This is a genomic window from Bacteroides acidifaciens, from assembly GCF_903181435.1.
Lineage (GTDB): Bacteria > Bacteroidota > Bacteroidia > Bacteroidales > Bacteroidaceae > Bacteroides.
Window position 1 is genome coordinate 343,350 of record NZ_CAEUHO010000004.1, and the last position, 12,428, is coordinate 355,777.

The 12,428-nt window shown below is 43.1% G+C and carries 7 protein-coding genes; all 7 read left to right on the top strand.

Going from position 1 to position 12,428, the window contains the following annotated elements; genetic code table 11:
• The first annotated feature begins 12 nt into the window (after positions 1-12).
• The 7 genes from CLIN57ABFB40_RS13455 to CLIN57ABFB40_RS13485 all read left to right on the top strand — a co-directional run bounded on the left by CLIN57ABFB40_RS13455 (position 13) and on the right by CLIN57ABFB40_RS13485 (position 12,427).
• Complete coding sequence (locus CLIN57ABFB40_RS13455; protein WP_175630572.1) at positions 13-549, top strand: N-acetylmuramoyl-L-alanine amidase; 537 nt, start codon at positions 13-15, stop codon at positions 547-549.
• Positions 540-641, top strand: coding sequence for a smalltalk protein (locus CLIN57ABFB40_RS13460; protein ID WP_410489606.1), 102 nt, complete (start codon positions 540-542; stop codon positions 639-641). Before CLIN57ABFB40_RS13455 ends, CLIN57ABFB40_RS13460 begins: the two co-directional genes overlap by 10 nt.
• 106 nt (positions 642-747) lie before the next feature.
• Positions 748-1,458 (top strand): hypothetical protein, encoded by a 711-nt coding sequence (locus CLIN57ABFB40_RS13465; protein ID WP_175630573.1) that lies wholly within the window; start codon positions 748-750, stop codon positions 1,456-1,458.
• Positions 1,459-1,460: 2 nt separating this feature from the next.
• Positions 1,461-7,607, top strand: a complete 6,147-nt coding sequence (locus CLIN57ABFB40_RS13470; protein ID WP_175630574.1) for an RHS repeat-associated core domain-containing protein — start codon at positions 1,461-1,463, stop codon at positions 7,605-7,607.
• A gap of 2 nt (positions 7,608-7,609) precedes the next feature.
• Positions 7,610-8,059: a hypothetical protein gene (locus CLIN57ABFB40_RS13475; RefSeq protein WP_049701495.1), complete on the top strand. Its 450-nt coding sequence runs from the start codon at positions 7,610-7,612 to the stop codon at positions 8,057-8,059.
• Between the two features lie 454 nt (positions 8,060-8,513).
• Positions 8,514-11,333, top strand: coding sequence for a TonB-dependent receptor plug domain-containing protein (locus CLIN57ABFB40_RS13480; protein WP_175630575.1), 2,820 nt, complete (start codon positions 8,514-8,516; stop codon positions 11,331-11,333).
• A 194-nt stretch (positions 11,334-11,527) separates the two neighbouring features.
• On the top strand, positions 11,528-12,427 hold the full coding sequence (locus CLIN57ABFB40_RS13485) for a methyltransferase domain-containing protein (RefSeq protein WP_175630576.1): 900 nt from the start codon (positions 11,528-11,530) through the stop codon (positions 12,425-12,427).
• Position 12,428 lies beyond the last annotated feature (1 nt).

The following is a 12,428-nucleotide window of genomic DNA, read 5'->3' on the forward strand; positions in this document are numbered from 1 at the left end:
TCATCCACTAACATGCGAATTATCAACTTAATCGTGGTGCATTGCAGCGCCACGCGGGGGGATTGTACACTCTCACCGGAAGCTTTGGACTTGATGCACCGGCGTCGCGGGTTCAACGGAACAGGCTATCATTATTACATCCGCAAGGATGGAACGCTGCACCTCACCCGTCCCCTCGAACGCATCGGAGCCCACGTGAAAGGCTTCAACGCTCACTCGATAGGTATCTGCTATGAAGGCGGTCTGGACTGCCGGGGACGCCCGGCAGATACCCGGACTCCGGCACAGCGCTCCACGCTCCGGCTGCTCGTCGGGCAGTTGCAAGAGAGATTTCCCGGCTGCCGGGTGTGCGGACACCGCGACCTCTCGCCGGATCTCAATGGAAACGGTGAGATAGAACCGGAAGAGTGGATTAAACAGTGCCCGTGCTTCGATGTGGCGAAGGAATTCAAGGATTCCGGAGAATCCACGGCACAGGCGGAGAACACGGAAGAGCACAGAGTAACACAACACATTAAAGAACAGAAAGGAGGTAAATTATGGCAATGAAGAAATCCGTATGGGATATGATTCTGAAAATGGTTATCGCAGTGGCTTCGGCTTTGGCTGGCGTTTTGGGCGCTAATGCGATGAATCTGTAAAAGAAAAAGTATGATAATTTCCACTGTGTAGAGCCGAGCGCGCCGGTTTTATACAGTGGATTAATAAGGAAGATTATTTAAGTTGAGAACTATAACACAGAACACAATGACTAAAAGAATTATATTATTATTGATGTTGGTGCTCTTTGGGTGGGAGTCCCAAGCACAAACGACAGAAGGAAGTGGGACTTCATATTGGGACCCGATACAGGTCACATTCTCTTCTGGAAAAGCGACATTTGAGGATGTTCGTGATACGAGTACGGGACCACCCTGGTATTATCAGTGTCGTTATATACCTAGAGATGGTGATACTTATGAATACACTCAAGGAAGAGCGATTTATTACCGGATGGAAACATCGGCGTCAGGAGATGTGATCATTCATAATTGGAATTCCTACCGAGTGGGTTTTAGTACTATTTTTTTATTAAGACCCGTTAAACCCGGCGAAATGGAAGATTGGTCAGAAGGAGACCTCTATTTTAAACGGGTCGCCACGTTTGAAATAGGAGATTGTATGTCTCCTGATTTTAATCCGGAGAAGCTTGGCATACCTGAAGGAGTCTCTTTGGGGCTTGCGTATCTGCATGTGCGGAATTTGCCGGCCGGTACTTATTATATTGTTGTGGCCGGATTTAAAGGCATGAATAGTTCCGTGCCCGATGGTCGGCTGGGAACAACCATTATAACCGATTTGTCATCAATCATTCCCGGCGAACCGGAAATAAAACCGGAGGAACCGAATGACTGTCCTGTACAATACCAGTATGATCAGTCAGGCAATCGAATCAAAACTATTAAAAGACTACAATAATCATGAGAAATATAACACAAAAAATAATTATTCTAGGAATCGCTTTATTGGTAGCTATTTCTACAAGGGCGCAGCAGGAAGCTGTGGCATCAGAAGGAAGAAATTCCGCATGTGATGTAGGTGAAATTCCTGTTCAATATGCCCTTACTCCTACCGGGGCTGTTACATATCAGGTGCCAATGGATATTCACCCTGACCCAGAGGAATTTCATCCCCGTTTGTCGTTTGGTTATAACAGCCAGCAGCGTGAAAGTGCAATGGGATACGGATGGAATATTGGCGGGTTGTCCGGTATTACCCACGTGCCCGGAACAATTTATTATGATGGAAAATCATCCCCTCTTTCCTTGGATGAAGACAAGCTGATGTTGGATGGCATGCGTTTGCTGAAGACCGGCACGGACGCATGGCAAAGCGAACAAGGGTTTATAAAAGTGAAGAAGCAAGCGGATGGCACATTAGTGGCACGTTATCCGGATGGGAATACGGCAAAGTTCGAGACTTCTTCACAAGCCCCTTTCAGTTATGTGATGACTTTGTATACAAACCGTAAAGGTCGGTCTGTAAAATATGTCTATACACAGGCGGATAATTTGCCTTATATCCATAAGGTGCTGTATGGAGAAGTCGAAGGTGCATATAATGATTCCGTAGTGTTTACTTATCGCAACGTGAATGCTGCCATCACTCGTTATACAGACGGAAAACCTTTTAAATACAGTCGTTTGCTGGAGAAGGTGGAATCATTTTATAAAGGTAAACTGTGGCGGCGATATTTGCTTTCTTATCAGAACAGGGGGGTGAACCTGCCAATACAGTTAGAGTGTGAAACGGAAAACGGCAAGCTTAATCCTTTGCAATTCGGATATGGAGACAGAAGGAATATCGAGTCTCTCAGTGGAAGTCTGATTTATTTACAGAGGTATTTCCAGAACTCAGTTCAGGACCCCAATTCTCATAAGTCTCTTGCTTTATCACGCGGAAAATTCAAGAGGACGTCGAAAAGTGACGGTTTGATTTCATATCCGGTGCTCGGTGAGTATACTGAGACACAACGTTTATTGGTCTACAAAGACTTGTCGGACTCAAATGTTTCTCCCGTCGTATTTACAGCCGGAAAAGGTTTCATGCAACTGGAGGCGTTAGATGTGGACGGAGACGGTCTGGAAGAACCGGTAAAAGTAAATTATGATGATGATAAGTTGGTAGTATCGGTGTATACGAATGATGTCGATCCCAACCGGCATTCGGATTATATATATTCGGAGTGGGATGGGTATGTTCATGAACGACAGGTGGTTACCGGTGATTTCAATGGGGATGGCAAAGTAGAGTTGCTGGCTATATCGAGTTGTTATGATTGGGACAAAAACAGATACCCTTCACGTGCCTTGCTGGTAGATTTGAAGAATCGGAAGGCAATTTATGACGGAACGTGTTTCGACTTTACATTGCATCAGGTAGATAATAGGGCGTTGTATGCCGACCGCCTGATTCCTATGGACTATAACGGTGACGGCAAGACAGATATCTGTCTGATTAATATAAACGGGCTTTATGTATATGAGTTCACCGGCAGCGGGTTCAGGCAACTGGCATACTCTAGTGCAATTAATATCATGCATTTCAATTTTGAAAGCAGAACTGTCAAAGACAGGGAACTGATGGTGACTGATATGAACGGTGACGGAAATATGGATATTATTCTGGGGCCTCGCCGTGTGCATTGCAAGGATGGTTTCAAGCACTTGGGAGACGGAATCTGTCGTGGCGCATGTGTTAGTGAAAGTAACTTGAAAAGTACCAGCGCAAGTGGGTATAAACATTATGTACACCCTTATTCCGGTCAGGAATGTACGGTCGATCCGAGTGTATCCCAGCGTGACCTTGTGGTCTTTGACTGGAATGTGGAGAACGGCAAGCAGTGGACGTTTCTGATTTCTACGGGAAACTCATCTTATAGTACCGGTAATCCCGGATTTAAGGTGCACACGGAAGAATTATTCTATTGTTTTCATGAGACAGTGGGGCTGAATTTCATGTTGGTAGATGTGGATAATGACGGGTTGCCCGACCTGTTGCGCAATGTTCGCGGGAAAATCTATGTTCATCTGAACGAAAACGGAAAGATAAGCCAGGATTATAATTACCGTTCGATTTTGCAGATGGATAACCTGTCGGCACAATTTGCCGTGGCGAATGTGGCGCATTCTTACTATTGGTCGGGAAGCCTGATTTGTGTGGACAATGAGAAACTTTATGTGTATGAATATTCGCACAACGAGTCGAAAGAGCGTATGCTGCGGGAGCTTACAGACAGTTATGGAGTGACCTCAAGCCACTATTATACGGATATCATGAAAGCCTCCGAGGATCGCTATGTGAGCTTGCTGGATGTATCATTGGGAGCTCTTGGTTATCCATATGTGATAATGGCTCCTCATTTATATGTGCCCAACGGGTTGCAAAAGACAAAAGGAGATAAAGAGCTTTTATGGGAATATTACAAGTACACCAATGCTGTGTTTCATCGTACGGGGCTGGGTTTCCGTGGTTTCCGGAAGATTGAGACGAAAGATGTGGTGAATAAACGTACGATGTCTTCTGTGTTCGATCCGGAGCTGCTAAGTACGGAGGTGAAGAAAGAGACTTTTGCTGATACGATTGTGCGCAAATATGTATTGGAGAGGTCGCAGAATAAGACTGTTCTTCTGAAATTAAAGAAAGAGACTGTGCAGAATGCGCTTAATGGTACGGAAAAGGTTACCACGTATGAGTATAATGACTACGGACAGGCGACCGGTATGTTTACTTCGTATGGTGCTCATAATACGGAAGCAAAGTCATTCGGTTATCAGAATGTAGTAAACAACGATTGGTATCTGTTGGGGCTTCCGCTTTTCTCATGGACACAAAGTTCTCGTAATGATTCGATTGTCACTCAGGAAGTGAGAACAGATTATGACAACCGGTATCTTCCTGTCCGTAAGACAAGTTTTTTCAATGGAAATATTGCTTCCCAAGAGCATTATGAATATGACGACAGACAGCAACTTACCAGAAAAGAGCAGTGTTCCTATGATTCGGAAGACTGGCTGGTGAAGACTTTTGAGTATAACCGGGATGGATGCTTGACGAAAGAAACCGACCCTATGGGGCTGTCTGCCGACTATGTGTACGATTTAGAAACCGGCTTGCTGCAAAGCGCTACCGACCATAAGGGGCGTGTTACCCGTTATGCTTATGACATGTGGGGGCGTCTTGTCGAAACCCGCTATCCTGATGGGCGTATGAGACGATTGTCAACTGCGTGGAGTAGCGAAGGAGAACCGGGGCTGTATGTTGTGACTGTTGCTGAAACAGGCAAGCCTGTAACAAAAAAGTATTATGACTACTTAAAGCGGGAAGTTCGCACATCGCAGGTTCGCTTTGACGGACGGGAAATGAAAACGGATAAAGTGTACAACGTGAAAACGGGGCTGCTTGAAAAAGAATCTCTACCCACCACGGATAGTGTCCCTTCGCGTTGGAACAGCTTTACGTATGATAAATTTGACCGCCGTACATCCACCCGCTATGCTTCGGGGAAAATGGATTCTTGTGCTTATGGCGCTTTGACCGATACTATTATTGAAAACGGTATCCGCCATATCCGTACATATGATGAAGTCGGGCTGATGACACAAGCGACGGATGCTGCGGGAAGTATTGCTTATTATTACCGTCCCGACGGGCAGCCGATGGTGGCAATCATGTCAGGAAATATACAAACCCGTTTCTATTATGACAAGTATGGCCGTCGTATTGCCATTAAAGATCCCAGTGCCGGTATCCGGCGGACGGGATATGACAAAGCCGGCAATGTCAGCAAAGAAACTGATGCCGATGGTCGTGAATTAGTGAAAGAATACGACCGCTACGGACGTGTCGTGAAGCAAATAACACCTGACTTGACAACGGTTTATACCTATGACGACACGGAAAACCTGTTGCTTTCCGCGGTGTCAAGCAATGGCAGCGCTCTGTATAATACTTACGATGAGTATGGCAGACTGCAAACGCAGCGTGAAGAAGCTCCGGATGGCAAATGGTTGCAGAAAGCCTACAGTTATACAACCGACGGACTGCCTGAATCGATTGCTTATATCTCTCAAAACGGTGCTTTGACCACAGAAGAGTTGTCTTACCGCAACGGTTTCCTGACAGAAGTCCGTCTTGCAGACGGAACGCTGGTCTACCGTCATGATGAAGAGAATTCGCTGGGACAGTTGACAAAACTTACTGCAGGCGGAATGCAGCGTACCTACGAGTTTAATGAATGGGGACTGCCTGTAAGACGCAGCATCACCCGTGTGGATGGAGGTATAGTGTTCGACCACAGCTACCGTTTCAATGTGGCGAATAACAATCTTGAAAATCGTACGGATGAAACCAGAAACCTGCCGGAGGATTTTGATTATGATGAATTGAATCGTTTGTGTTCTTACGGTAATAATGCCGTTCTTTATGATAATTATGGTAATATTCGTTGGAAGGGTGATGCCGGGGAACTGGTTTATACCAATCCGAACCGCCCTTATGCCGTGACGGGTTTGGCTCCTGTTGAAGACAATCTGGTGAAGTCAGGTATTGACATCACTTATACCGCTGCCCAGCGTCCTTCTGTTATCATGCTGGATACGAAGAAAGTCATGTTGACGTACAACGCCAATCATGAGCGCATACGTATGCAGTATTCTGTGAACAATCAGAATGAGTTGACTCGTTACTATCTGGGTGGTAACTACGAAATAGACGAATCTCTTGGCAGTGTCAAAGAAAAGCTTTATCTTGGCGGCGGATATTATGATGCTCCTGCGGTATTAATAAAAGAAGGTAATCGCTTATCTGTTTTCTTTATTCATCGGGATTACTTAGGCAGCATTTTACAAATAGCCGATGCACAAGGAAACGTAGTGGAAGAGAATAGCTTTGATGCTTGGGGAAGATTGCGCAATCCCGCTACCCAAACCGTTTATGCACCAGGTACGGAGCCTGAGCTGATGCTGGATCGAGGCTTTACAGGACACGAGCATCTTTCGTTCTTTGGATTGATTAACATGAATGCCCGTCTGTATGATCCAGTGCTGGGAAGATTCTTGAGTCCTGACCCATATGTGCAGGTGTTGGACTTTACGCAGTCGTATAATCGGTATATGTATGCGATGAATAATCCGCTGTGCTATGTGGATCGGAATGGAGAGTTTCTTTGGTTTGTTCCTGTAATTATTGGTGCTGCAATTGGTATGTATTCGGGTGGTGTTATAGCTAATAAAGGACAATATAATCCTGTAAAATGGGATTGGAGCTCCGGTAAAACTTGGGGTTATATGCTTGGTGGTGCTGTTGTAGGCGGTGTGTCAGGTTATGTAGGTGGAGCGATAGCGACTTCAGGAATTCCAATGGCGAACACTGCGGCTATAGCTGGTTCTTCGCTTGTCAACTCGGTAGGTACTTGGGCTTATACCGGTGGACAAACGCCGATATCAATCAGTCTTGGTGCAGTCTCTTACGACTTTACGAATGGAGATTTTGGATATCTCGGCGAAAAAGGGAATTCTGTACTGGAGAATATCGGATATGGGCTTGGAGCACTGGCAAATTTGAGTGATGCGTTGATAGGATTTAATCCTCAAAAGGTTGATTTGGTTACTGAAAATTCGGATGCTGTAGGGCATTCTGCATTAGTAAATGAAGGAACTATGACAGGAACTGGTTTGGGCAATGGAAATCCTGCTAATGCTGACCCTAATGGTATTATTTCAGTCGGTCCCAATAGGTATGTCGACGGGAATGGCAGTTGGCATTGGATGAAAGGAACAAACCATTGGGATACTCATACAGGTGCAGGAGAAGTGTTTTGGCGACAAACTCTTAATGTCAATAAGGGTACAATAATGAAATATGGACAATGGCTTAATAAGATGGAGAATTCTGGCAAATTTATCTATAGCTTGGAATTGAGCAGTTGTGTTACACATACTTCTGTTGCATTGAATTTATCGGGATTGTTCAATATAGGAATACATCCATATCTCTTAAATGCACAAATGTATTTGTGGGGAAATGGTATTAGACCGTGGACTTATAGTTATTTTTTTAATAAATAAAAATGAAACATTTACTTTTAATTCTATTCCTGCCTATGATTTTTAACATTTCATTAATGGGGCAAGATAAATCCGAACAAGACAGGCAAAAAGATATTTTAGACTGTCTTGTCAAAATGGGGGAAGATACTATGGTTACCCTGAATATTTGTGAAAGTAAATATCTGAATTTTAATTATCAAACGATAAAAAGCACATTTGATTTTCACGGAAAGAGAGTTGCATTTTTTAAAGGCAATGCAGGGACGATCAAAAGCACAAAAAAAGAATATTTTGATAGGATAAAGTATTTTGTAAACCAAAAAGGTTACTTGCCCTTATGTACCGATCAATTGGTCATTTTTAACGAAGATCAAGTGGCAAAAACAGGGTATGATGCTGCGATTGTTTATCAAAGTAAAAGATTAGTACCCATAAACGAGGTCGTCAGAAAACTGAGAAAGAGCAAATAGAACTTTTATTCATCAAGTAGGAAGGGAACTGGGTTTGTTTTCTTCCTACTTTCTTTTATGGTTTATATTCAAAAAGCCCCGGACGACACTTGGCTACAGAGAATGTACAGTTACATCGCTGATGGATTGTCGTCCGATATGTATCTTACCCTAATATAAGTCGACTAAAAACAGCCAATTTATATCAGGGTATTTTATATTCTCTAAATTGAATGTTTTTTAGGGCTGTATAATATTCTTCGAAATTATGCATTCGAAAGTATGTAATTTGAATTTTGTTAGTAAAGGGAAATAGAAACTATCTAAAATATAATTTAAGATTTTTCTTAAAAAGTCTCATTTCTCTTTTAGTAGAAAGCTCCTTATAGTTGTATTTATATTATGTATATAGTTTTTCTATAAACTTTGATACATGAATAGTTTGTAGTAACCAAAATCTAAATATTTGATGCCTATGAAAGCATTTACTCTCAAAACTTTGCTTAGTTGTGGCTTCTCACAATCTTTGTACATTTCTTTGATGAAAAAAGGAGGTGCGATTCTTTTATTGGCCTTGTTACCTGTTTCTATGATTTATGCGGATCATGAAACTTCTCCAAAGGATACGGTGAAGTTGGCATACAGTCCACAACAGATTGATGGGGCCGATCTGATGAAGGTGAAAGACGCCAATTTCGTAAACTCCCTGATAGGAAGAGTGGCGGGAGCTACTATTAATCCCAGTGCTTCCGGTGTGGGTGGTTCAGTAAGGATGGTGTTGCGTGGTTACCGTTCCATATTAAAATCCAACAATGTGCTTTTTACTTTGGATGGTGTACCTTTGCCACGATTGGAGCCAGAGCAATCTTTTAATGTAAATACCTCTAACTGGCAGACTGGTGATGGTATAGCAGCTTTCTCTCCTGATGATATAAAGAGCATTTCTGTTTTGAGTACCGCAGCAGCTTCTACTTTGTATGGTAGTCGTTCCGCTAGCGGTGTGGTGATGATTAATACAAAGAAAGCACATTCCGGAAAACTAAGAGTAGAGTTGGGGAATAGTACCACTTTCAGTTCGCCACTTGTCATGCCTGAATTCCAGCAGACCTACGTGGCGGGGTGGGGAGAAAAGACGAATCATCCTCAGTCATGGAATCCAGCAGACTTTTTCCGTACCGGACATACTATCAATAATTCCCTTAGCCTTTCTATAGGAAATGAATATAATCAAACCCGAGTATCGGCTGTCACAATGAATGGCACTGGCATCATTCCCAACAACGATGTAGATCGTTACAATTTCTCATTCCGGAATACATCTTCTTTATTAAATCATAGACTGAAACTCGACTTTACTTTGAGATATATTCATACCGCAGAACAGAATATGTTATCGCAAGGTATGTATGGTAATCCATTGGTTCCTGTCTATTTGGTACCTGATGTGTTGCAAGAGCGTATTAGCGTCAATCCCGATTATAACTACAAGAATCATTTTGAAGTTTACGATCCGAAACTTGGGGCTAATGCGCAATATTGGCCTTTAGGAAACATGGGGATGGGTATGCAAAATCCTTATTGGATAATCAACCGGAATCTGTACAATCAGAAAAAGAGACGTTTACTAGGTGGGATAGGAGCAAAATATGATTTGACCTCCTGGCTCAATGTGGCGGGGCGTATTCATTGCGATCGTGATAAAGAAACTGCCACCGAAAAACTTTATGCGTCTTCTCTTCAAGCCAATCCTTTGGGCTCGTATTATGAGTCTGAAGATAAGAATACCCAGTTTTATTCCGATCTCCTGTTCAATGTCAATAAAAAGCTAGGGGACTTTTCGATTAATGCCACTTTAGGTTCTTCTATTTGTGATACGAAGTTTGATAACTCTTACATTGACGGTGCATTGGGAGTAGTGAATCAGTTTAATTTATCAGGGCTGGATAAACATGGGGGCTCTTACTATAGAGATCAAGACTTCAATTATCACGACCGGGCTACATCATTGTTTATGCTTGCGCAATTGGGATATAAAAACCTGTTATTTCTTGATTTGGGCGGACGAATAGAATGGCTGAAATTCTGGGATGATGATTCAAGTTATTCAACAGATGTTATCTATCCTTCGGTAGGGGTATCTGTAGTCCCAACAGGATGGTTGTCTGATAATCCCAACCGATTCCTTTCGTTTCTAAAACTCAATTATACCTATAGTGAAACCGGTAATAGTTTTACTGATTATATCTTTTTGAATAAAAAAAGGGTGGGTTTGAAGCCCAGATTGGAGGATAATATGCTGGATCCCGAGCATACTAAGTCTCACGAAATAGGACTCAATGCAGGTTTTCTTAATGATAAAATCAGTTTGGCGTTTACAATGTACAAGACATCTACTTCCGATTTACCGTTTGGAGGATATCTTTCTATTCCCTCTCAGGGGGATATTTATTTCATGTATAATGGGGCCAAGGTTGATAATAAAGGTTTCGAGCTTATCTTGAGTACAAATATGAATATCGGGCAGGTAAAGTGGGATGGACGTTTCACTTATTCTATCAATAAGAATGAAGTAAAGCAGCTTTTAGAACCTCAGAAAAATCCTATAACGGGTACCGATTTTAATTTAAAAGAAATCCAAATGGGTAAAGGTATCGGTTGGTATACTCCATTGAAGGAAGGTGGCTCTATAGGTGATATATATATTACAGATTTTCAGAGAGATGCACAGGGGGATGTTATTGTTGATAAATCCTCACAGACTGTCAATCCTGCATACGACTATGTGTATGCAGGTAATACTGATCCTAAATATACGATGGGCTTGGCTAACAGTTTTTTATGGAAAGGCTTTGAACTCGATTTTGTGATTCATGCCCGTTTTGGTGGTGTAGGTGTGTCGATGACGCAAGCTGCTATGGATCGATTTGGTGTCTCGCAGGCTACGGCAATAGCCCGTGATAATGGCGGTGTCTGGGTTAGTGATGAAAAGATTCCGGCAGAGAACTACTTTCGGCAGGTAGGACAGGCATGTACGGGAACAGTGTATACCTATGATGCCACTAATATTCGTCTTGCTGAAATGTCGATAGCCTATCATATCCCCGTTAACCGGTGGGTAAAATGGATACAAGATGTTCGGGTGGCATTAGTGGGACGTAATTTGCTTATGTTGTACAATAAAGCTCCGTTTGATCCGGAATCTACGGCAAGCACGGGAACCTGGGGGCAGGGCATAGACAATTTCCGTCAGCCTAGCTACAGAAACATGGGCTTTTCCGTTAATCTGACTTTTTGATCTTCTTGAAAAAAGAGAACTTGTCCCGATAGGAGCTGTCAAAACTACTTCTGCCTCCTATCGGGAACAACTCTTCTATTAAAAGTCCTTAACGAAACCCCAATCCATCACTTTTTATTTGTTTCTTTGCACCAAATTCGGGTATAGTGTTGTCTTGTCATTCGAGGCATCACTTAATTTTGCTTAGATAGTTAATGGAGAAACTCAGTATAAATGCTTGTCCGGTGTGTGGCGGTATGCACTTGAAACGCGTCATGACTTGTACGGATTTTTATGCTTCGGGCGAACAGTTTGAACTGTATTCGTGTGAGGACTGTGGATTTACATTCACACAAGGAGTTCCCGTGGAAGCAGAGATAGGCAAGTATTATGAGACTCCCGACTATATCTCTCACACCGATACGCGCAAAGGCGCGATGAATAATATCTACCATTATGTACGTTCCTATATGCTGGGCCGCAAAGCGCGCCTGGTAGCCAAGGAAGCGCATCGTAAAACAGGGCGCTTGCTCGATATAGGTACGGGAACCGGTTACTTTTCTGATACAATGGTTCGCCGGGGATGGAAGGTAGAGGCAGTGGAGAAAAGCCCGCAGGCACGTGAGTTTGCAAAAACGCATTTCGAACTGGATGTAAAGCCTGAATCGGCTCTGAAAGAGTTTGCTCCTGCTAGTTTTGATGTTATCACTCTCTGGCATGTGATGGAGCATCTCGAATCTTTGAATGAGACTTGGGAAACGCTTCGCGAATTGCTGACAGAAAAAGGAGTATTGATTGTGGCAGTACCCAACTGCTCTTCTTATGATGCCAAGCGCTACGGTGAATATTGGGCGGCTTATGACGTTCCCCGTCATCTTTGGCATTTCACTCCGGGCACTATACAACAGCTGGCTTCCCGTCATGGCTTTATTATGGCGGCACGTCATCCGATGCCGTTCGATGCGTTTTACGTATCTATGTTGAGCGAGAAACATCGTGGCAGTTCATGCAGTTTCCTGAAAGGGATGTTTGCCGGGACGTTGGCCTGGTTCAATGCTTTGGGAAGGAAAGAACGCAGCAGTTCAATGATTTATGTATTCCGAAAAAAGAGATAAC

Excerpts from the sequence above, each read along its gene's own strand:
- CLIN57ABFB40_RS13475 (WP_049701495.1), top strand. The coding sequence starts at position 7,610 with ATGAAACATTTACTTTTAATTCTATTCCTGCCTATGATTTTTAACATT.
- CLIN57ABFB40_RS13485 (WP_175630576.1), top strand. The coding sequence starts at position 11,528 with ATGGAGAAACTCAGTATAAATGCTTGTCCGGTGTGTGGCGGTATGCAC.
- CLIN57ABFB40_RS13460 (WP_410489606.1), top strand. The coding sequence starts at position 540 with ATGGCAATGAAGAAATCCGTATGGGATATGATTCTGAAAATGGTTATC.
- CLIN57ABFB40_RS13480 (WP_175630575.1), top strand. The coding sequence starts at position 8,514 with ATGAAAGCATTTACTCTCAAAACTTTGCTTAGTTGTGGCTTCTCACAA.
- CLIN57ABFB40_RS13465 (WP_175630573.1), top strand. The coding sequence starts at position 748 with ATGACTAAAAGAATTATATTATTATTGATGTTGGTGCTCTTTGGGTGG.
- CLIN57ABFB40_RS13455 (WP_175630572.1), top strand. The coding sequence starts at position 13 with ATGCGAATTATCAACTTAATCGTGGTGCATTGCAGCGCCACGCGGGGG.
- CLIN57ABFB40_RS13470 (WP_175630574.1), top strand. The coding sequence starts at position 1,461 with ATGAGAAATATAACACAAAAAATAATTATTCTAGGAATCGCTTTATTG.